Consider the following 22,954-nt stretch of genomic DNA (forward strand, 5'->3'; position numbering starts at 1 on the left):
AATAGTTTTTCCCCGCTTGCCATCAATTTCCAACGGCACATAAATTTTCGCGTTCTGAACCGGATATATTATCTCCAGTTGTTTACCTGTTTCGGTAACCTCACAGCCAGGCTTAAACGAAGGCAAAGGTTTATAATCATGATTCTTTTGCTTGTAGTACCATTCCATAGCCGGCGTTAAGACAAACCAGCTTTTATGGATCATTTTAGACGGAGATTCACAACTTTCATTAACCCTGTAAGTGCCTGTCGGGTCTAAATGAATCAATTTATGATATGGGCATAACGGCGACCTGTACCCGTTTTTTGAAACCATGATCGTATCAACTTCGGGACAATCAATAGCTGCCCTGAAACCGCTTTGCCTGCACACAGGAATAAAAGCAAAATTGTTCTGCGGCTTCGCAAACCATTTTGAGGAAGGCAGTTCCCTAAAAATATCAAACATAATGGGCGCCGAAGTTTGCACACCAATGAGGTCCGCCCTTCCTTCGCCATCAGTATTGCCTGTCCACACTGCAACTACATACTTTGGCGTAACACCTATAGCCCAAGCGTCCCTGAAACCAAAGCTGGTTCCTGTTTTCCATGCTATTTGTTGAGCTGAAGAAAATTCCTGCCACAATCCTTCTTCACCCGGCCGCATCACTTCTTCCATTGCAGCAAAAGCAAACCATATAGATGTTGCATCTAAAGAATTAATGACATCATCCCCAGATTTTTTTACAGGGTTGTTTTTTGCGAAATAATTGGGTGCATAAAAATCTTCCTTTAAAGCCAGGCCACTATTTTTTTTCTGGTGATTTAAAGTGCGTGCCATACCCGCATAAATTCCGGCAAGGTCCCACATGGTTACTTCGCTTCCTCCAAGAATTAACGAGAGGCCGTAATTATCAGCGGGGCGATTCAACGTTGTCAAGCCAAGTTGTTTTAGTAAATCATAAAATCGCTGGTATTTATATTTCTGCAACAATTTTACCGCCGGAATATTAAGAGAACGTGATAATGCTTGTGATGCGGGAACGGCACCATCAAAACTTAAATCAAAATTTTGCGGAGCGTATCCGCCAATCTGCGTGGGAATGTCAGGCACAAGCGAGTTGGGCAATATCATTCCATCACTAAACATTGCCGCATATAAAATTGGCTTTAAAGCGCTGCCGGGACTTCTCGGCGCCTTTATTACGTCTACATCACTTTCCAATTCGGGATTGGATGGATTATAAATATTGCCAACATAAGCTAAAACATTTCCGGTTTCAACATCCAGCACCAAGGCACAAGCGTTATTAATTCCATTCCCTTTTAAAACATTGTGATGCTGATTTAAAATATTAATAACATTTTTTTGAAGATTAATGTCTAATGTCGTTTTTAATTTTGAGGGCAGGCTCTTGTTTACATGCGCATCTTCTTTAAAACGTTGCAGCAAATGTGGAGCAAGCTGAGGTAAAGAAACAGGTTCACCCGGAAGGGGTTCTAATTTTGAAAGATAACAAGCAGACTTATCAATGATGTTATCAGCCTGCAATTTATCGAGCAATGCATTTCTTTTTCTTAAAAGCACTTCCCTGTTTTTACCCGGATGCACCAGCGCAGGTGCATTCGGCAATACAGCCAATGCGGCCATTTCGCCCCAACTTAATTTTTCAGGGCCTTGCCCAAAATACCGCCACGATGCAGCATCGAGGCCAACCACATTGCTCCCAAAAGGCGCTTCGGATGCATAGAAAGCCATAATTTGCTTTTTGGAATAGCTACATTCTAACCGGAGAGATTGAACACTTTCAATAATTTTTTCCCAGATATTCCTTTTTGTTTCATGCCGGCTTAAGCGCATAACCTGCATCGTTAGTGTGCTGCCTCCCTGCACCACTTCTTTACTTTTTAAATTTCTTAACGCCGCCCTTGCGAATGCCATTACATCAACCCCGGGATGACTGTAAAATCTTTTATCTTCAAATGTGGTGATGCACTTAATAAATTTATCAGGCACATTTTCGTCATAAGGAAAACGCCATTGACCATCGGCTGAAATAGACGCGTTTAACAAGTTGCCGTCCTTGTCTTCAATAACAAAACAGGTAGGTACATTAAATAATTTTGAAGGAAGGCAGAAATAAAACCAGGTATATAAACCAATTGCTGTTGCGAAGAGAAGCTTTATTGTAAGAGGGATTTTTGACATTGGGATTTATAATGCACGGAAGTTTCGAACTCAAACAACGAATGTTTTGTAATTATTTTCTATTAAAAATAGTTCCATAAACTTCCCTGCTTTTTGGAGGCTTTATTTCTTTTTCTTTGCGTCTTTTATAACTTGCTTTTCATCGCTTTCTAACCTGCGTTGAATTTTCCTCAAATCCTCAGATGCAGGAAGTTGCTCTGGTTTTACGCCTCTTTCTATTAACATTTTTCGTACTGCAAGATTATTGTCAACATGTTCTTTTGAAATGGTATTTTGTCCTTTCAGGTTATTTTCTGTCACATTATGACTGGTAAGTTCAGTTGCAAAATCTTTTGCTTTAATAGTAAGCGTGGGCAAGAAATCTGCTAAAGGCCTGGTACGAGGGACTTGCAATTTCACCTTCATGTCGCTGGTAGTAAACCCTCCAAACAGCGCCTTGTCGCCTTTGCTGCGGATGATAGAAAACCCTCTATCATCTACACCCCTTTCGTATATAATACCGGAAAGTTTCTTTTCAGACTTTGATAATTTTTCTCTTGCGGTTACCCTTGCTATGTCAAGGAGTCTTTGTTCAATTACTTCCTGTCTTCGTGTTTGTACGGCAAAATAAGTCTGTGCAAAAGCAATTTCGGCTTTTGTGGCATTCCCATTTTGAGCAATAAGATAACAGGCATACCTTGTAAGAGCAATATCTTCAATTTCACGTTGGGCTCCTTTGGCTAATTTTATCATTTTGTTGGTTTCAACAAAATGATGAGAAACGTCTCCCCCGCTATTTCTGCAGGCTTCCTTTGCTTTGTCAATCACTTTTAAAAAATTGCGCCAATCGGTATAATTAAAAATGATCTGCAATTCTCTTGCACTCCAGCATTCAACACTTTTATAGATATAACACGCACTCTCGAACTTCTCAAAGAGTTGGTGAATTTGTTCTTTTTTCATGTTATAATTTATTTAATTGCTTATGGAGCTTTCACCACCTCAACCCACTTCCCATTCACTCCCGCATTAATGCTATTATCATACATCGCTGAGCAATACGTTCCCGGTAAAAAATATTTGCCTAGGTACGCCGCATTCAGTTGAATATAGTAGCTGCGTATTTCATTTTCATTTAAATCAAAGTACGTGTACACCCGGTCGTCTCTTATATCCTGGTAATCGAATGGCGAGGATTTGTAGGCGCTTTCAACATCCTGCGTTCGTGTATTTAAAATTTCCCAGCCGCTTGGGAAAATCTGGGTAAGGGCCATTTGCTCGTAATAGCCGCGCCTGCCGGGATTTCTAACCGTAACTTTTGCAATAAAATCTGTGCCCTGCATCATTTTAGAAACATCGATAGGTTTCATATCTTTTGTTAGGTATGTAACATTCAACCCAAGAATGGCAGGATTGTTCTGCACCTGCAGGTTCTCGCCGGTTAAAGGCTGGCCTTCAGAAATGATTCTTGTATATAAGACATTACTACCTTTATTCGTTACCGTTACTTTAGCAGTGCCCTTGCTAATATCAACCGGCATTTGCGTTACGTAAGAAGATGAATTGATATTGATTGCTTTCCCGTTTACAGTGCCACCCGCCATTATTTTTGCCCCGGATGGATTTTTACCGCAATATTTTGCAATAGCAATTAGTGAATAAGCAGTTGTCTGTGTGCTGTACCAGGTATCTTCAGAAAGATGGGCGGCTATGGTATTCACCAGATCAGACGCCAAAGTGCGTCTGCCCAGCAACGTTAGTGCTTCGAGAACCATGGCTTCGTCTCTTAAATCGGAGCCATAAGTGAACCCCGGCCTGTGATCGGTATTAAAAGTTGTGGGCAGTCCGCTAATCATCTGTAAGGCGGTATTGTCCTGACCCGCCAGCTTATAAGCCGCAGCCAGTCTCCACTTCGCTTCCGGAGAAATATATTTAAATTCTTTCAGCCGGTTCATGGCACCCAGCTCAGGAGATTTATCCAAGGCCAGTAAGTACAACCTGTACGCCTGTGTAAGATCGCCGCCGTAAAAATTATTAGTCGTCGGTATCCACGAGGTTGCTTTGCTGCGTTCAAATAATTTCCATTCCTGCAACAATTGCTCACCAACGGTGTAACCATTTTGTTGTGCTTCCAGTAAAAAATTACCGGCATAGTTCGTTCCCCATTCGTCACTTTCGCGTCCGCCGGGCCAATAGCTAAACCCACCATCATTACGTTGAAAATTACGCAGTGCTTCAATACCGGCTTTTATATTTCTATCAATCTGCGCCTTACGATAATCTGATAAATCGGTTAACTGGTTTAGCACCAGTTGCGGAAATACCGCCGATGTTGTTTGTTCAATACATCCGTGCGGATATTCAATCAGGTAGTCCAGTCTCTTTTCAAGATTCATTGAAGGGATACTTGAAATTTCAAGCGTTGCTTTACTGCTGGCAACTGTCCCAATTGCAGTGACTGTGGTATTCCACTGCTGCCCACCGGAAAGCGTTTGAGCGCTAACGCTTGTTACAAACGGATTAGGATTACGCACATCAAGTTCCACATCATAATCAGCTTTTTCACCACCACTCGCAGCAACCAATTTTACTTTTCCAATTCCAACGTCGGGCTTCACCTTCACATCGAAATAAATCATCTGTTCACCAGTCTGTGCAAAATTCACTTCCCGGGAGTTGGCTCCCGTTATTTCCAGGAAAGGATTTGTTTGCAGCGTAACATGCACATTCTTAATTTTATTATCCATCGCAAAAACGGTCACCGGAATTTTTATCGTCTCTTCCGGGCCGAGGACTCTAGGCACCGTAGCCAGCAGCATCAATGGCTTCTTTACGGCAACGGCTTTTTCAGCGCTTCCATAACTGCCATCATTAGCCGCAATTACCATCACCCTTACGGAACCTATATATTGAGGTAAAATAAAATTGTGAGTTGCTTTTTCTCCTTTATCGAGATGAAAGGGTCCCAGATATTTGACAACAGGTTTAAACCGGTTGGCTTTTTTGGGTTGAATGGGACCATTGTTCCCTTCATCACCTCCTATGGTAAGAATTCGTTCCAGGTTGCCGCCCCATGCGCCAATCACATAATCGTACAAATCCCAGCTCTTTACGCCCAATGCTTCTTTCGCATAAAAATAGCCGTGCGGATCAGGCGTTTTAAAGTGGGTAAGATCAAGTAATCCTTCATCAACAATCGCAATACTGTAGGTCATTTCTTTCCCGTTCTGTTCACTAACGGAAATAGATGCCTGCTTTTCAGGCTGAATGGTTCCTGACATACTTATTACCGGTTTCAAAACTGTATTTCTATTTTCAACCATTATCGGCAATACCCCATACATTCTTATGGGTAAATCGTTTAACGTTTGTGCATGCGGCTGCAGCAGGCTTACGTTCACATAAATATTCGGCGACATAGATTCCTCCGCTTTAAATTTTACTACCGTTTGCCCCTGGTCAGTCTGTACCCAAAAAGAACGTAGTACCTTACTGCCGGATTCAATGCTAACCAAACCACGGCCACCCTTACTGCTGGGTATCGTCAGCGTAACATCATCGCCAACATTGTATTTATCCTTATCTGCCGTAAATGATAACATGGAGGCAGCAGTGGGATCATCGGTATTATCGCGGCTTTGCCAATCCGGGCCGTCTATATAAACGATATCTCCTGTAACATGGCCGCTTTTTACATCCTTCACCAAAACAAGATAGCGGCCCCATTCATTGTCACCTACATTAAAATTCCATTTACCTGTACCGTTAGTTAACTCAACGCTTTCAGTCTTTATCAGCTTATTGTATTTGTCCTGGGTAAAATTGCTTAGGTTATCACCACTGTTATCCCACCACCAGCGCCATTGAATTTTGTAAAACTGTACTTCCACATCCTGGGTTCCCGTGAGAAGATTTCCACGATTGTCTACGTCAACAATTTGGACGGTATGCGTTTTTCCCGTCAATAAAAATCCCCAGGGCTTTTCTCCCTCAGGCATTTTTACACCGGTATAACTTGTGTATGGGCTATAGGGAATCGTAACATTATCAACACTAAAACTTCCACCGGGTTCAAAAACTTTCACTGCTAAATTAGCGTTCAGCATTCCCGGGGCGTTATCGTCAGTTTCGAAGTTGGCCTTTACGGTTGCCTTGCCTTCATCATCCAGGGTACCATCAAAAATCGTTTTGGTTTGGGTGGAATATTTCGTGGTTGGATCATCAAAATCGTAACCGGCAAATTTTGGAAATGCGGTCCGGTTCGCAAATAATGATGCGTCAATTTTTCCTTTTAAATTTTTTGCGGTAGCACCAAATAACCAGCTTGCAGAAAGTACACCACTGTTGGAGGCATTTTTACCGAGTAAAGGATTTGCTCCAAAATCTAAATTTATTTTTAGGCGGTTAGGCATTACGGTTTCCACTTTAATTCTTTTTTCAAACGTAGCTCCGCCTACTTTAACTTTAGCAAGCCAGTTGCCTGTCGGTGCATTCTGTTGGGTTTTTGTTTTGAAAACATTAAAACCTTCATTGGCATTCGTTTGAACCATTTGTTTATACAACTGCCCCTGCGGTGTGTATAGTTCAAACTGCACGGGATGATCTTTTGGCAACTTTCCATCTTTATCTTCCACAATACAATTGATGTACATAGAATCTCCGGGGCGCCAAACACCTCTCTCACCAAATACAAATCCTTTAATACCGTTCTTAACTTCTTCGCCGGAAATATCAAAACGACTCAACGGAAGGCTGCTGCCATCATCTACTTTCAGGTAACCTTTTTCATCATTCAACTTCGCTATAATGAGGTAGGGTTTTCGTTTGCAATCAAAAGTTGCAAATCCATTGTTGTCACTGTTTGCTTTTGCAATTATTTGTTGCTGGTAATCGAGCACCTGCAGTTCAACATTTGGAAGTGGATTGGTTGTTAAAATATCTGAAACGGCAATCGTAATAGTATTGCTTGTCCCCCTTTTTGCCGTAAGACCAATGTTGGATGCAATGACATTTCGTGTTGCCCAGCGATCTTTATTGTAATAAGATTTTGAGCAAGGGTTATCCCGTTGTTTCCAATTATATCCATAAGGATAATAACTATTATAGCGCTTCCAGAATTCATCATTATCATCTACTGTATTTTGCTGATCGCTTTCATAATAATCATTATAATTATCTTCATCATCCTCTTTATTAGCCGATGAGTCGGCATGACAGGTATATAAAGAATAATCAGGCCTGAAGCCGATGGTTACCCTGTAAATGGCGCCCGGCTCGGTTTTTAAAAACTTATCTATATCCAATGAAAAGCTTTGCTTTTTATGAAGATCCAGGGTTTTATCGTCATCAAGCCGTAACGTTTTTTGTACAACGGGTACGGCTACACGGCGTAAATCCTCTTCACCATTTAAATCATTACCCTGCAAAAACTGTGGAATATTGTTTTCATATATCTTAATAATACTAACATCAACCGCATTTAAATTAACTGCCTCAAATGGAAGCACCAAATGCCCCGAATTAGGCAATATATTTCCGCGGCCCTGAATTTTTACAGCCGGCAAGCGATTCTCAAAAAATATGTTTGCTGTATATCCTTTTTGCAACGTATCGCCCCAGCTATCTCTTATTCCGGGGTTTACGTTAATGCTATAATCGCCATTCAGATTATCACCAGTATATAATTTCACTTCACTGCCATTAATGCTATAAGTAATATCGGATTGGTTGGTTATCGTTATGAGGCCCGTAAGTTCCTGGCCGGCAGCAATGGGATCGCTAAATTGAATGGAGGCATATTGTTCAGCATCATTCATTGCCATTACATTCAGCACCTTAAAATCGCCCACTGCAGGCACTTCTATTGATTCGCTGCCAGTATTATCAATACTTAATGCTTTACCATTCCAACTCAAACTCAATTTTTGGGCTACACTTCCTCTTTCAATTGAAGCAACGGTAAAGTTATGCGTCTTGGCGGCACCGTTATGTTGCCAGTTAATTTGTAACGCCTTATCATTTTCTGTGGCGGTCAATATTTTTTCAACCAATGCATTGTCTTCAATGTCTGCAGTTTCGATTTCACCCAACAATGTCATTTTATCTCTTTGTCCATTACTTCTTAAACCAAAATCAGTTACAGTGAATGCTGGTTTAATTGTCTGAATATTAAAATTAAATTCAGCGTACCTGGCAGCAACCTGTGTTACTTTACCAAGCTCAAAGGTTACCTTGTATAATTTATCGGGAACCAGGTTGTCATCCGGCTTAAATTCGATCGTTCGTGCATCCAGCCAAATCGCTTTTCCTTTTACCGATGGCGAAAAACTGAAAAGATCTTTATCAGCATCTTCTCCAATTGGGTGTGTAGTAGAAGCGTCTGCTGCCAGTTTAATTCTTATGGTACTGGTTTTAGAAACAATTCCTGAAGTATATCCTTCAATATATTGGCTAAATGAAGGATCAACTTCTATCAACTTATTTTTCTTATTACAGGAAGAAAAAATGATCAGAAAGAAAAATGAAAAAAGAGATAATCCAGCTATAGTTTTCTTAAGAGTGATAAATTTATTGAAATCCATTGGTAGAATGATTTCTAATAAAAGTCGTTAATTTTTATGAAGTAAACCAATCAATAACTTCGTGGTTGGAAGTAATTTAAGGGAACCAGGTACGAATTCAATTGCTACTTAAACTAAGCTGGTGGTTTACTTTTTGCAGAAGATTGGTTACGTCGAAAGGCTTGGCTATAAAATCGTCGGCGCCATATTCCGCAATAGTTGCGGCGGCGCCGGGATGAGCAGAAAACATAATGATGGGAATATGCATGGTTTCTTTGGCAGACTTCAACTTCTTACATATGGTTCTGCCATCGTGACCTGAAATAAGAACATCTAACAAAATAAGATCTGGCTTAAATGTTTCAATTTTCGAAAACGTATTTTCCCCCCTGGTAGTCACATCTACTTCAAATCCCTTCATCGTCAGAAGGATTTCCATCACAGATAAAATATCTGTATCATCATCAACAACAAGAATTTTGGACATATTACATTTCTATTACCAGATTATAACGATGAAAACTGACGAACTTTTTTGACGCTCTATAGCAAACATTTTCACCATATTTGATCTGGTTTGGTTTTCAATATAGGAATTTTATTTCTTTTGCACATTGCGGCCTTTCTTATAAGGTGTTGGTTAGAACTACATATCGATTGAAAGCAATCGTATGGAAATTAAAAACCCGCTGACTAAAAACGGGCATTAATATCCAAAACACTATATTTTAAAAGTCTTGAAATGACTTAAACCTGAAATTTCGAATACTACTATCATCAAAATTTATTCCGAAAGAAGATTTTAGAAAAAGATTTCTGTGAAATGACAAATATTATTTCAATTTACTTTCCAGGTTTTTATTGATGGCCTCCAAAAATTCCTCAGTATACAAATAATCTGTTCCGTGCGAAACCTTGTTTCCACTAATGCACACGGCAAGATCTTTAGTCATTTTACCACTCTCAACTGTTTCGATACACACTTGTTCCAGCGTGTTACAAAAATTAACCAATGCTTCATTATTGTCCAACTTACCTCTGAATGCAAGACCTCTTGTCCAGGCAAAAATAGACGCTATGGGATTTGTTGAGGTAGAATTTCCCTTTTGGTGTTCCCGGTAATGCCTGGTAACAGTGCCGTGAGCAGCTTCAGCCTCCATCGTTTTACCGTCGGGCGTAATTAGAACAGAAGTCATCAAACCCAATGAGCCAAAGCCCTGGGCGATCGTATCACTTTGCACGTCGCCGTCATAATTTTTACAAGCCCACACAAAATTGCCATGCCATTTCAAAGCGCTGGCAACCATGTCATCTATCAAGCGGTGTTCATAAGTAATTCCCGCTTCATCAAATTGAGCTTTAAATTCATTTTCAAAAATATTCTCAAAAATATCTTTGAATCTACCGTCGTATTTTTTAAGAATTGTATTTTTTGTAGATAGATACAAAGGCCACTTTTTGCTCAGCGCCATATTGAAGCAGCTTCTTGCAAAACCCATAATACTTTCATCGGTGTTATACATGCATAATGCAACGCCATCGCCCTTAAAATTATATACTTCGAAAGTTTGCGGCTCGCTTCCATCCTCTGGTGTAAAACTCATCGTAAGCTTTCCCTTACCTTTTATGACAGTGTCTGTTGCTCGATACTGATCACCAAAGGCATGACGGCCAACTATAATCGGCGCCGTCCAGTTTGGAACCAATCTTGGAATATTTTTTATAACAATTGGCTCGCGAAAAACGGTTCCATCCAATATATTTCTAATGGTACCGTTAGGGCTTTTCCACATTTGTTTTAATTTAAATTCCTTCACTCTTAATTCATCAGGAGTAATGGTGGCGCATTTTATTCCCACTCCGCAATCTTTGATGGCATTGGCTGCGTCAACCGTTACCTGGTCATTAGTCTCGTCCCTGTGTTCCATGCCAAGATCAAAATATTTTATCTCAACATCGACATATGGAAGTATTAATTTGTCTTTTATAAATTTCCATATAATTCTTGTCATTTCATCTCCATCAAGTTCTACTACGGGATTGTTTACTTTAATCTTTGTCATTTAGTTCTAAGTTTTGTTTAAGATTCAATTAAGATTTTTAGAAAATATTGTTCAGCATGCTCACAAATTCCTAATTATTTCATCAGCAAATTCGCTGGTTTTTAGCAATGTCGCGTCTTTCATGAGGTTATAGAAATCTATCGTCACTTTCCTGTTTTTTATCGTTTTAGCAAGACCGTTAGTTACCAGTTCGCCTGCATCTTTCCAGTTCATATAGTCGAACATCATTACTCCGCTCAAGATTACCGATGACGGATTCATCGTATTAGTATTGGCGAACCTGGGCGCTGTTCCGTGGGTTGCTTCAAACACCGCATGGCCGGTTAAAAAATTTATATTGGCACCGGGCGCAATACCAATTCCACCAACCTGTGCAGCTAAGGCATCGCTTATATAATCGCCATTTAAGTTTAAAGTTGCGATAACTGAGTAATCCTGCGGGGCCAATAAGGCTTGTTGTAAAAAATTATCCGCAATGGCATCTTTAATAAGAATTTTACCGCCAATGCGTGAAATGCGCATTTCTTCATTAGCCACCGCTTCTCCACTTTCCTTTTTAGTGGCTTCCCACTGGTTCCAGGTATACACGTCGTTACCAAATTCACGTGCGGCCAGTTCATAGCCCCAGTTTTTGAAAGCGCCTTCCGTAAATTTCATAATGTTTCCTTTATGCACAAAGGTTACCGATGGCAATTTATTGGCGATTGCGTATTCAATGGCAGAACGTATTAATCTCTCAGAGCCTTCTTTACTCACTGGCTTTATTCCAAAGGAGGATGTTTCAGGAAAACGAATTTTTTTTATGTTCAACTCTTCCTGTAAAAACTTCAATAGCTTCTTCGCTTCAGGAGTACCGGTCATAAATTCTATTCCTGCATAAATATCTTCAGTATTTTCCCTGAAGATTACCATGTTGACTTTCTCGGGCTGCCACATGGGAGACGGCACTCCTTCAAAATATCTTACCGGTCTGAGGTTTACATACAAATCCAGTTCCTGCCGTAGAGCTACATTGAGGCTGCGTATACCACCTCCTACAGGCGTTGTAAGCGGGCCTTTAATGGCTATGGCATATTCTTTAAAGGCATCCATTGTAGCTGCGGGCATCCACTCACCTGTACGGTTAAACGCTTTTTCTCCCGCAAGTACTTCCATCCATTTAATTTTCCTTTTACCATTGTAAGCTTTTTGAACAGCAGCATCGAAGACACGAACGCTGGCTTTCCATATATCGGGGCCAATTCCATCGCCTTCGATAAACGGTATTGTTGGTTTATCGGGTACGATTAACAGGCCGTCACCTCCCATTTTTATTTTATCTGACATAAAGTATTTTAAAAATTAATGGCGCAATTTAGCCAGCTACTGTCAAAATTTACTCCCTCGTATTTTTTATAAAAATTGATAGCTGGTTCGTTCCAATCAAGCACCTGCCAAACAATTCCATTCAATTTTCTTTCTTTTGCTTCTTCAATTATCTTATCGAATAATAATTTACCGATTCCTTTGCCTCTTAATTCTTCATTTACTAAGATATCTTCAAGATACATACGCTTCCCTTTCCAGGTAGAATATCGAATATAAAACAAAGCAAAGCCTTCCACTCTGCCATCAACTTCCGCGACAAGTGCCCACCAAACAGGGTTTTCGCCGAACCCGCTTTCCTCAAAATGCTCCAAGGTCACCGTCATTTCCTGCGGCGCCCTTTCAAAAACAGCCAACTGATGTATTAGCTCCATTAACCTGACAAGGTCTTTCTTTTCTGCCCTTCGAATTATTGCATTCATTCATAAGTTATTTAAGGTCCTGATCTAAATCATTTAAGATATCTTCTATATTTTCCAACACTCATTATTATAAATCCGATCTCCAAAAGAAAATCGTTATGTAAAGGCATGTGTATAATTAATAAACCAAAATAAAAAAATGAATAATTAAGTTTGGCAAAAGTAGTAAAAACATGAAGCAACTATTACAACAATATGCTGCATACAATATTTGGGCAAATAAAATAATTACCGAAAGAATCGCCCAATTGAAGGAAGATGTAATTAATAAAGAAACGCCAAGTAGTTTTTCGAGTATTTATAAAACAGTTCTGCATTTAATGGACGTAGAAAGTTTATGGTGGCAACGCATGAAATTGGTAGAACACCCGATATGGCCGGGCAAAACTTTCGATGGCAATTTTGAAACTCTTGCCGCGGAGCTTATTTTTCTTTCGAAACAATGGCACGACTGGATTTCAAGTGCCAATGAAATTAATTTTACCCATGTTTTTGCATACCATAATTCAAAAAAGGAATATTTTAAACAGCCGGTTTATGAAATGCTGCTTCACTTATTTAATCACCAGACTTATCATCGCGGACAATTGGTAACTATAATGAGACAGAATGGAATTGAAAAAATTCCAGCGACAGATTTTATAGTTTTTAGCAGGAAGAAATGAATGTCACTTTGCTTCGGGAAGCACTTCGCTCAGGCTATTGTCTTTAATAAATTTATCTTTCGACTCAGTGAATTCTGCCTGTAATTTAATAGCTGCATTTAATGCATCATCTGTCTTTGAATGAATTTCGGGAAGTTGTTTTTCAAGTAGCCTGTTTCCGAGATTAATATTTTCTGCCTCAAGCTGAGCCACTTTTTTCAATAAGGAGGTTTGGCTGTTGGCTACATCATCCAGTTCACGGAGTATTTTCTCCATCAGGTGTAATTTTTCGCTTTTATCCATTGTAATTTTCTTTGATTAAAAAATATTGATCAATAGCTTCTATCTAATATAGTGCCATTAAGCAGTGCTCAACATATTTCAACTAAGAAGAACTAAAATTATTCAATGAAACGGGAGAGAAACTAAACTAATTATTTATTAGTTCGAGGTGTTATAAGCCCACTTAATTAAAGTGGCTCCCCATGTAAATCCTCCGCCGAATGCAGCAAGTACGATCAGGTCATCTTTTTTTAATTGCTTTTCCCATTCCCATAGGCATAACGGAATGGTAGCGGAAGTGGTGTTGCCATATCTTTGAATATTGATCATAACCTTATCCATACTCAAGCCCATCCTGCTTGCAGTTGCATCGATTATCCTTTTATTCGCCTGGTGCGGAACCAACCACGCAATGTCATCACCCGTTAAATGATTTCTTTCCAACAATTCATAAGAAACATCGGCCATACCTTTTACCGCAAACTTAAATACCTGCGGACCCTCCTGAAAAATATAATGTTCTTTAGCCAACACAGTTTCCACCGATGCAGGTTTAGCAGATCCACCCGCAACCATTTTTAAATACTCAGCGCCACTACCATCCGTTTTCAAAAGGCTGTCTTGTATTCCGTATCCTTCTTCATTGGGCTCCAACAAAATTGCGCCGGCAGCATCGCCAAAAAGCACACAGGTTTTACGATCGCTGTAATCTACAATTCCGCTCATTTTATCGGTTCCAACAACAACCACTTTTTTATAGCGCCCGCTTTCTATTAACGATGCACCGGTAGTAACACCGAATAGAAAACCGGAACATGCGGCAGAAAGATCGAAACCAAATGCATTAACTGCTCCAATTTTATAAGTGATAATATTTGCTGTCGCGGGAAAGGTCATATCCGGAGTTACCGTACAACAAATAAGGCAATCAATCTCTATAGGATCAATTCCTCTTTTTTTACAAAGCTCCAACACGGCAGGAATAGCCATTTCAGAAACGCCTTTATTTTCACCTTTCAGAATCCTCCTTTCTTCAACGCCTGTTCTCGTTTTAATCCACTCATCATTGGTGTCCACCATTGTTTCGAGTTCGGCATTTGTAAGTTTGTAATCGGGAACATAAGCACCAACGGCGGTGATAGCTGCGGAAATTTTTTTATCCATTTATTTGACCAGGGCGTTTTGTGAGGGGGCAAAAATACAACATACTTTATTATTCAATCAGAAGTATCGTGCGGTAGATATTTTATATAGCCATCATTACAGTGAATTACTTATTTTTGGCGCTCTTAAAAAAATGATAGCATATTTATCAGGAACATTTTCTTATAAAACGCCGACCGTTGTTTATGTGGATGTGCATGGGTTGGGGTATGAAGTAAACATTAGCCTAAATACCTATTCGCACATTCAAAAATTAACCGAAGGAAAGTTATTTACCTACATGCAGGTGAAAGAAGATGCTCACACATTGTATGGCTTTTTTGATTCGATAGAAAAAGAAATGTTTGTAATGTTGATAAGTGTTTCAGGCGTGGGTGCAGCTACGGCCAGAATGATGTTGTCTCATTTGAAGCCCGATGAAATAAGCAAGGCCATTATTCAGAACAATGCGTCATTGCTCGAAAGCGTAAAAGGTATAGGGAGAAAAACTGCCGAGAGGCTTATTCTCGAACTCAAAGATAAAATGACGAAATTATCATCAATTACTCCATTAGATACACCTGTTGGCAATACTTTGCACCAGGATGCGTTAAATGCATTGGTAGCTCTTGGTATAGGAAGGCCAGTTGCTGAACAGTCCATTAAAAAAGTCGTAATTTCCAACCCAACCATCAACAACCTTGAAGAAATAATAAAAAAAGCCCTAAAAGCTATTTGAGAGAAATCTACCTTAATTAATCGCGGGATGTTGTTTATTAGAAAATTGGCACCGAATTTTTTGGGGTTGATATTAGCTTGCCTTTGGGGCGTGCTGTTTTTATTTATCGGCGCCAATAACGCATCCGCCCAGGATACAGCCAAGTTAAATCTGAACGATTCGCTCCATTATCCTATTCACGATACAAGAGGTGATTTTTATTCAGGCCAAAGAAGCCCTTTTGATTTAGCCAACCCCAACAATATTAAGGACTCAATTGCTTACGATCCAGCGACAAAAAGATATACCGTTTACGAAAAAATTGGAAACAGATATTATAGAACGCCGACTTCGTATTCTTCTCAGGAATTTATGGAGATGGAGGGTCAAAAAGCTGAAACGAATTATTTTAAACAAAGAGCCAACACACTTAACTTATTAAATCGTGGGCAGGTAAAACCAAAACTCAGTATTTATGATAACCTGTTTAACAGGCTATTCGGAAACGGAAAAATTGATATTCAACCACAGGGAAATGTTGATATTACAGCGGGTTACCAGGGGCAAAATATTAAGAACCCAACTCTTGCGGAAAGAGCAAGAAAAAATGGAGGCCTCGATTTCAATATGGCGACCCAACTAAATGTGAATGCCAACATTGGTGATAAACTAAAGTTCCCCATTAGTTATAACACCCTTGCTAACTTCGATTTTACTAACCAGCTCAAACTCGATTATACCGGTAAAGATGATGAAATATTAAAAAGATTTGAAGCAGGTAATGTCACGTTTCCTTCAAGAAGTACCTTGATCCCGGGAGCACAGTCTTTATTTGGCATAAAGACTGAATTACAATTTGGGAAACTTTTTGTAACCGCAATCCTGGCAAATCAAAAATCGCAAAGACAATCGGTAAACCTGCAAGGCGGAAGTGCGGCACAGAAATTTGAATTCAAGGCTGATGACTATGAAGAGAACAGGCATTTTTTATTGGGACAATATTTTAAAAACAACTTCAATAAAGCGATGAGTAATCTGCCGGCTGTAACAACGCCGGTCAATATATTAAGACTCGAAGTATGGGTAACCAATAGAAATGGGGCAACAACGGATGCAAGGGAAATTGTTGGTCTTATGGATTTGGGTGAAAACAAACCTTTTCATCCATTTACGGTTACCGGAACTTTGCCATCCAACAATACCAATTCAGAATACCGGGACATTACGAGTAATCCTAATAGCCGCAATGCCGCTCTGATCACAAACCAATTACAAACTGTAAACGGATTAAATCCTGTGCAGGATTTTGAAAAGACTTTTGCGAGAAAGCTGGATTCTACACAGTATGTCTTTAATCCCAAGGTAGGCTTCCTTTCTTTAAGTCAACCGCTGCAATCGGATGAGGTATTAGCTGTCGCATATCAATATTCTTATAATGGACATATTTACCAGGTAGGTGAATTTTCCCAGGATATTCCACCAGATTCCACATCTGCAAATCAAAATGTTTTGTTCCTGAAATTATTGAAAGCTACGTCGCAGCGTCCCAATCTTCCTATATGGCAGTTGATGATGAAAAATGTCTATAGCGTGGGATTTGGAACGCTAGATCAACAGGATTTTAACCTGAACGTTTTATACCAGGAACCTGGTTTAGGAGCCAAAAGGTATCTTCCCTTCGGAGATATTAATCTAGGTACACCTATTTTGTCTCTCGTAAATCTTGACAGGCTAAATAACCATAATGATCCGCAACCTGATGGCGTTTTCGACTTCGTGCCCGGGTACACGGTTCTGCCGCAATATAGCAGGGTAATATTTCCACTGTTGCAACCTTTTGGGCGAGACATTGCTGCAAAAGTTTTTACTGATACCACCCTTGCAAGAGATAGTTTGTATTACCCATTGTACGATTCAATAAAAGTTATTGCACAACAACAATTTCCAAATCTTGACCGGTTTGTACTACAAGGTTCGGCGAAATCGTCGGCATCTTCTGATATTAGTATCGGCTATAATATCCCGCCTGGATCAGTAACGGTAACAGCAGGTGGTCAACGGCTAAGTGAAAATATTGACTATACAATTAACTACGATCTCGGCACGATAAAAGTAATTAACCAGGCAATTATTAATGCCGGCTTACCGGTGCAGGTAAATTTTGAAAACAACGCAACTTTTGGCCTCCAGCAAAAAAGTTATTTGGGTCTGAGATTGGATTACCAGGCTAAAAATACTGCCAAAGAACAACTTACCATTGGCGCAACCATGGTACGATTAAGCGAAAGGCCATTCTTCACAAAGGTGGATTATGGCGAAGACCCTATTAGAAATACAATGTATGGAGCAGATGTCAACTATCACAGAGACGTGCCGAGGTTGACAAAATTATTAGATAAGCTGCCATTTTATAATACAACAGCACCTTCTGCAATTAGCGCTTATGCCGAGGCAGCCTATTTAAAACCTGGCCACGCTCCCCAAATAGGAAAGGGTAGTAATGGTGTAGTTTACATTGACGATTTTGAAGGTAGTAAAAGTGATATTGATCTTCGCTTTCCACCGATAAGCTGGGCATTAGCATCTACGCCCTACGGTGCCACCGATACAAGCGGCAATACGCTATTATTCCCCGAAGCAGCAGATAATGATAAACTTGATTATGGCATGAACAGGGCAAAAATTGCCTGGTATCAAATTGAACCGACATTACAGGATCCCAAAAATGTAAATAACCCGTTAAAAGGGAATACCAAGGCGCTTTCTGATCCCAGGGAGCGAGCTATTTCCCAAACAGAAATTTTCCCACAGATAACAACTGACTTTGGCCAAAACCAATTGATCACTTTTGATCTTGCCTATTATCCTACTGAACGTGGTCCGTACAACTATGACGCTTCAGCGACAGATGTTTCGGCTACCGGTAAATTGCTTAAGCCTTCAAAGCGATGGGGTGGATTGATGCGAAGCATTGACCAGACTGACTTTGAAACGGCGAATGTTGAGTATATTGAGTGTTGGGTGCAGGATCCCTTTATAAATAATCCAACCAGTAATGGAGGTAAATTTTATATAAACCTGGGGAACGTTTCCGAAGATGTGCTAAAGGATTCACGCAGATTTTATGAAAATGGATTGCCGACTCCCAATCTTCCTGCACAGGTAGACACTTCAATATGGGGCGTTATTCCACGCAATCCAATACAGGTTACCAATGCATTCAGTAATGACCCCAACGACAGGCCCTACCAGGATGTTGGTTTTGACGGGTTAACCGATAGCGCTGAAGTAACGAAACGCAGAAATGATTATTTAAATGTATTGGCAACTAATTTCGGTGCAGGCTCAAAAGCATACCAGGACGCATTAGCTGATCCATCCTCAGACAACTATCATTACTATCGCGGCAGCGATCTTGATGCTCAAAATGCGAATATCCTTACGCGTTATAAAAACTTTAATGGCCCCCAGGGCAACTCACCTATCGCGAACAATAACTCCCAATACTCATCGGCCGCCACACTTTATCCTGACCAGGAAGACTTAAACAGGGATAATACCCTTAATGAAACTGAAGAATATTTTCAATATACTGTTGACCTTAAACCACCAACTGCGCCTGACATGAACATTGGGCAGAATTTTATTGTAGACAAAAAGGTAGTTACGGTAAAGCTGGCTGATCAATCTTCAAGACAGGAAACATGGTACCAGTTAAGGATTCCTATAGAATCTTATAATAAAAAAATTGGTAATATCCCCGACTTTAAATCGATAAGATTTATAAGAATGTTCCTGACAGGTTTTGATGACAGCGTGGTTGTTCGTTTTGGAAAACTGGCGCTTGTAAGAAATACCTGGAGAAAATTTGAATACAAACTTGACACCACCGGAAATTACAGCCCCGAGGTTACGAACGACTTCAACGTGGGCGCCGTAAATATTGAAGAGAATGATAAGCGTTCTCCATTGCCTTACCGAACTCCGTCAGATATTCAACGGGTTCAAACATTAAGCAATAACGGCGTAAATCTTTTGCAAAATGAGCAATCACTTTCACTCCAGTTTTGCGGACTTAACCAAAACGATGGAAAAGCCGTCTTTCAAACTTTTGCGTCAAGGGACCTGAGACAGTTTGGCAATCTGAAATTATATATTCATGCGGAAAAAAAAGCAGGCACCCAACTCAGTGATAATGATCTTGTTGCGGATATAAGATTGGGGAGCGATTTTGTTTCCAACTATTATGAAGTGAGGATTCCGTTAAAACTTACGCCGCTAAATTCAGGGCTAAATCCTGATAGTAAAGAATATAATGATACATTATGGATACAGAGTAATAATCTTAACGTAGACTTGTATCAACTTACTCAGCTTAAGAACGCAAGAAATTTATCAAGTACTCCATTAAATACTTTGTTTTCTCGATTGCAGTCTAACGGTCAAACGTACTCGGTAATTGGTAATCCCAACCTCGGCGACATAGGCGGTATTTTAATGGGGGTGAAAAATGTTAATACCGGATCGGCTTGCGGTGAACTCTGGTTTAATGAATTGCGGCTTTCGTCTTTAAACGAAAAAGGTGGCTGGGCTTCCCTTGCGAGAGTGGATGTAAATCTTGCAGATCTTGGAACAATTTCAGCTTCTGCAAATACTCATAGTAATGGATTTGGCACATTGGAACAGGGAGTAGATCAGCGTTATAAGGATAACTTTTTTCAACTTGACGTAGCAACTAACCTTGAGCTTGGTAAGTTGTTACCAAGAAAAGCAGCATTGTCAATTCCTTTTTATGCAAGCGTATCGCAAACAATAAGCACTCCACAATACGATCCTTATGAGGGAGACATTACTTTGAAACAAAAACTTAGAGAAGCTTCAAAAAGCCAGAGAGACTCAATAAGAAAAGACGCGGTAGACTTTACCTCCACAAAAACTATCAGTTTCACCAACGTCCATAAAAACAGAACGAGCAGCAAAAAGCCAAAGCCCTGGGATATCGAAAATATTGACCTCAGCTACTCTTATACAAAAACCGAAGCCCATAATCCGCTTATTGAATATAATGCTGTAACAAAACAGCGTGGAGGCCTGGGTTATAATTTTGCGCCCCAGCCAAAATATTTTGAACCTTTTAAGAAGTTGTTTAAGAAAACCAAAACGCATTGGTTTGACCTGGTAAAAGATTTTAATTTCAATCCAATTCCTTCACAGGTTAGTTTCAGGGCAGATATTTTCAGGCAATTTGGCGTTATAAAACCACGAAGCATTGGTGGCGATAAATATGTGATCCCCGAAACTTATGACAAGTATTTTACTTTCGACAGAAACTTTATTTTCAGATGGGATCTTACCCATTCTTTGAATATTGATTATACGGCGCTCAATAATGCGGTAATAGATGAGCCTTACGGAAGGCTCGACACAAGGGCCAAAAAAGATACTGTGAAAAGAAATTTCTGGGACGGAGGTCGTAATACCGTCTTTACACAAACCGTCAATTTTTCTTATAATGTGCCATTAAATAAATTTCCATTAACTGACTGGACGACATTACGAGTAGGATATACAGCCAATTACCAGTGGATTGGCGCATCGCGGTTAGCCGTAAATCTTGGAAATTTCCTTGAAAACGGGCAACAGGAAGAAGCCAATCTTCAACTGGATTTCACCAGGCTTTATGCCAAATCAAAATGGCTGAAAGCGCTTGACCAGCCAAGGCAAACATCGCAAAACAGCAAGTCAAATGCCCGTGACTCACTGGCAAAGCGAGGCAACGCAAATGACCAATTATCAAAAGGGAAAAAAGATGCGAAAGATTTGCCTGAAGTAACTGGTATCGCACGGGTTTTCGGCAAACTGCTTACCAGTATAAAATCCGTTAATGGGTCCATTTCTCAAAACAGTCATACAAGGTTGCCAGGGTATACCGACAGTACGCGTATTTTGGGTGAAGATTTCAGGAGCATGGCGCCGGGGTTCGATTTTATTTTAGGAAAACAACCTGATACCAACTGGCTGAACAGGGCCGCAAAAAGAGGCCTGATAACAAGAGATACAACTTTTAACGATTTATTCGTTCAGAGTTTTGATCAAAAAATTTCTGCTTCTGCACAGCTTGAACCCGTCAGGGATTTAACGATAGATGTAAATATTGACAAAACATTTACGAAAAATTTCACTGAAACATTCAAGGATACAACGGGTACTGGAAATCATTTTTCTCATTTGAGCCCCTATGTGCAGGGTGGATTTAACGTAAGTTATATTGCATTTAAGACGCTTTTCGGAAAATATGATCCCAACCAGGTTTCGAGCACTTTCTTAAAGTTTCAAAACTATCGCGAAGTATTGTCGAAGCGATTAGGAGATTTAAATACATACAATAAATTACGAGGAAGTCCGACTGCTAACGATGGATACGCGTTGGGTTATGGAAGATATGCAGTAGATGTGTTGGTGCCAGCATTTATTGCAGCATACACCGGCCAGGATCCGACTAAAGTTTCATTGATACGACAAAATAACACTAACATTAAATCCAATCCATTTCGCGATATTTTGCCCAGACCCAACTGGCGAATCACCTATAACGGGTTAAGCCGGGTGCCCGGACTCGATAAAATATTTACCAATTTTTCTTTAACGCACGCATACAATGCGAGCCTCGGTATGAATAGCTTTACCTCAGCATTATTATATCAGGATGTCTCGAGATTCGGTTACCCTTCATTCATAGATACTACTGCAGGAAACAACAATTACATACCTTTCTTTTTAATTCCTAACATAACTATCCAGGAACAATTTGCTCCATTAATAGGCGCAGACATGACTTTTACAAATCAACTTAGTTTAAAATTTGAATACCAGAAACAACGGCAATTAAGCCTGAGCCTGATCGATTACCAGCTCAGCGAAGTACGTTCTACCCAATATACTTTTGGCGGTGGATTTCGTAAAAAAGGAATGAAACTTCCTTTTAAAGTCCCTTTTTCAAAAAAGGATAGCAAAAAATTGGACAACGAGATCAATTTCAGGCTTGATTTTAAAATAGCCGATAACGTAACCTCCAATAGCCGCCTCGATCAGAATAGTGCTTTTGCCACCAATGGCAGCAAAGAAATTACCATAAGCCCGACAATAGATTATTATATAAGCAATCGCATCAATGTAAAATTATATTTTGAACAACGGAGAGTAAACCCATATATCTCATCGTCGCCTCCAACGGTTGATACCCGTGCCGGGGTGCAAATAAGAATCTCACTAAGCCAGTAATAATCATTTGTCATAAAAGAACTTAGGGGTTTCAAACCAATCCGGTAGTTCAAGCTGTATAGGCATTGCTAATTCAATTGCCCGGGGCCTAATGTCATTATTGAACGATGATCAATAGAATCTCTGAGAAGTACAAAATCAGAAGGGTTTTAACTGATTAGCATACACATTTTAGTATCTGAAAGTGATTTTAGATTCACGCCGGAGATTGAGCCATAATAGCTAATTCAAAATATGGTTGTTGTATTAGCTGAAAAAAATATTCCGAAGTATTTGCCAGGGCCACGTAACGAATAATAAAAAACCCGGG

12 protein-coding genes are annotated in these 22,954 nt (G+C 39.9%); 3 read left to right on the forward strand and 9 right to left on the reverse strand.

Annotated features, from left to right (window positions below; translation table 11 throughout):
- The 7 genes from pbpC to ACO1O5_RS18560 form a co-directional block, all read right to left on the reverse strand.
- Positions 1–2,187 (reverse strand): penicillin-binding protein 1C (gene pbpC / locus ACO1O5_RS18530; RefSeq protein WP_486272886.1); only part of this gene is annotated, 2,187 nt, incomplete at its 3' end.
- 102 nt (positions 2,188–2,289) lie between these two features.
- Entirely contained in the window at positions 2,290–3,129 is an 840-nt protein-coding gene (dinD, locus tag ACO1O5_RS18535) for a DNA damage-inducible protein D (RefSeq protein ID WP_486272888.1), read from the reverse strand.
- 20 nt (positions 3,130–3,149) lie between these two features.
- Positions 3,150–8,747 (reverse strand): MG2 domain-containing protein, encoded by a 5,598-nt coding sequence (locus ACO1O5_RS18540; protein ID WP_486272889.1) that lies wholly within the window; start codon positions 8,745–8,747, stop codon positions 3,150–3,152.
- A 97-nt stretch (positions 8,748–8,844) separates the two neighbouring features.
- Entirely contained in the window at positions 8,845–9,213 is a 369-nt protein-coding gene (locus tag ACO1O5_RS18545) for a response regulator (protein ID WP_486272891.1), read from the reverse strand.
- A gap of 346 nt (positions 9,214–9,559) precedes the next feature.
- The gene (locus ACO1O5_RS18550; protein ID WP_486272893.1) at positions 9,560–10,789 is read right to left on the reverse strand and encodes an NADP-dependent isocitrate dehydrogenase; all 1,230 of its coding nucleotides are present in this window, start codon (positions 10,787–10,789) and stop codon (positions 9,560–9,562) included.
- A gap of 60 nt (positions 10,790–10,849) precedes the next feature.
- Complete coding sequence (gene icd / locus ACO1O5_RS18555) at positions 10,850–12,115, reverse strand: NADP-dependent isocitrate dehydrogenase (RefSeq protein WP_486272895.1); 1,266 nt, start codon at positions 12,113–12,115, stop codon at positions 10,850–10,852.
- Between the two features lie 8 nt (positions 12,116–12,123).
- Entirely contained in the window at positions 12,124–12,576 is a 453-nt protein-coding gene (locus tag ACO1O5_RS18560) for a GNAT family N-acetyltransferase (protein WP_486272897.1), read from the reverse strand.
- A gap of 173 nt (positions 12,577–12,749) precedes the next feature.
- On the opposite strand from ACO1O5_RS18560, the gene ACO1O5_RS18565 reads away from it, so the two are divergent.
- Positions 12,750–13,241: a DinB family protein gene (locus ACO1O5_RS18565; RefSeq protein WP_486272899.1), complete on the forward strand. Its 492-nt coding sequence runs from the start codon at positions 12,750–12,752 to the stop codon at positions 13,239–13,241.
- Between the two features lie 3 nt (positions 13,242–13,244).
- Here the strand turns inward: ACO1O5_RS18565 and ACO1O5_RS18570 are convergent, their stop codons facing one another.
- Positions 13,245–13,523: a hypothetical protein gene (locus ACO1O5_RS18570; protein ID WP_486272901.1), complete on the reverse strand. Its 279-nt coding sequence runs from the start codon at positions 13,521–13,523 to the stop codon at positions 13,245–13,247.
- Positions 13,524–13,661: 138 nt separating this feature from the next.
- Positions 13,662–14,666: a beta-ketoacyl-ACP synthase III gene (locus tag ACO1O5_RS18575; RefSeq protein WP_486272903.1), complete on the reverse strand. Its 1,005-nt coding sequence runs from the start codon at positions 14,664–14,666 to the stop codon at positions 13,662–13,664.
- A gap of 133 nt (positions 14,667–14,799) precedes the next feature.
- On the opposite strand from ACO1O5_RS18575, the gene ruvA reads away from it, so the two are divergent.
- Both ruvA and sov read left to right on the forward strand, forming a co-directional pair.
- A complete protein-coding gene (gene ruvA / locus ACO1O5_RS18580) occupies positions 14,800–15,384 on the forward strand; it encodes a Holliday junction branch migration protein RuvA (RefSeq protein ID WP_486272905.1) in 585 nt (194 codons plus the stop codon).
- 45 nt (positions 15,385–15,429) lie between these two features.
- A complete protein-coding gene (gene sov / locus ACO1O5_RS18585) occupies positions 15,430–22,644 on the forward strand; it encodes a T9SS outer membrane translocon Sov/SprA (RefSeq protein ID WP_486272906.1) in 7,215 nt (2,404 codons plus the stop codon).
- Positions 22,645–22,954: the final 310 nt, after the last annotated feature.

The sequence above is a fragment of the Ginsengibacter sp. genome (assembly GCF_057362405.1).

Bases quoted from the DNA above. Each gene is read 5' to 3' on its own strand.
- dinD (WP_486272888.1), bottom strand. From the start codon at position 3,129: ATGAAAAAAGAACAAATTCACCAACTCTTTGAGAAGTTCGAGAGTGCG.
- ACO1O5_RS18540 (WP_486272889.1), bottom strand. From the start codon at position 8,747: ATGGATTTCAATAAATTTATCACTCTTAAGAAAACTATAGCTGGATTA.
- ACO1O5_RS18545 (WP_486272891.1), bottom strand. From the start codon at position 9,213: ATGTCCAAAATTCTTGTTGTTGATGATGATACAGATATTTTATCTGTG.
- ACO1O5_RS18550 (WP_486272893.1), bottom strand. From the start codon at position 10,789: ATGACAAAGATTAAAGTAAACAATCCCGTAGTAGAACTTGATGGAGAT.
- icd (WP_486272895.1), bottom strand. From the start codon at position 12,115: ATGTCAGATAAAATAAAAATGGGAGGTGACGGCCTGTTAATCGTACCC.
- ACO1O5_RS18560 (WP_486272897.1), bottom strand. From the start codon at position 12,576: ATGAATGCAATAATTCGAAGGGCAGAAAAGAAAGACCTTGTCAGGTTA.
- ACO1O5_RS18565 (WP_486272899.1), top strand. From the start codon at position 12,750: ATGAAGCAACTATTACAACAATATGCTGCATACAATATTTGGGCAAAT.
- ACO1O5_RS18570 (WP_486272901.1), bottom strand. From the start codon at position 13,523: ATGGATAAAAGCGAAAAATTACACCTGATGGAGAAAATACTCCGTGAA.
- ACO1O5_RS18575 (WP_486272903.1), bottom strand. From the start codon at position 14,666: ATGGATAAAAAAATTTCCGCAGCTATCACCGCCGTTGGTGCTTATGTT.
- ruvA (WP_486272905.1), top strand. From the start codon at position 14,800: ATGATAGCATATTTATCAGGAACATTTTCTTATAAAACGCCGACCGTT.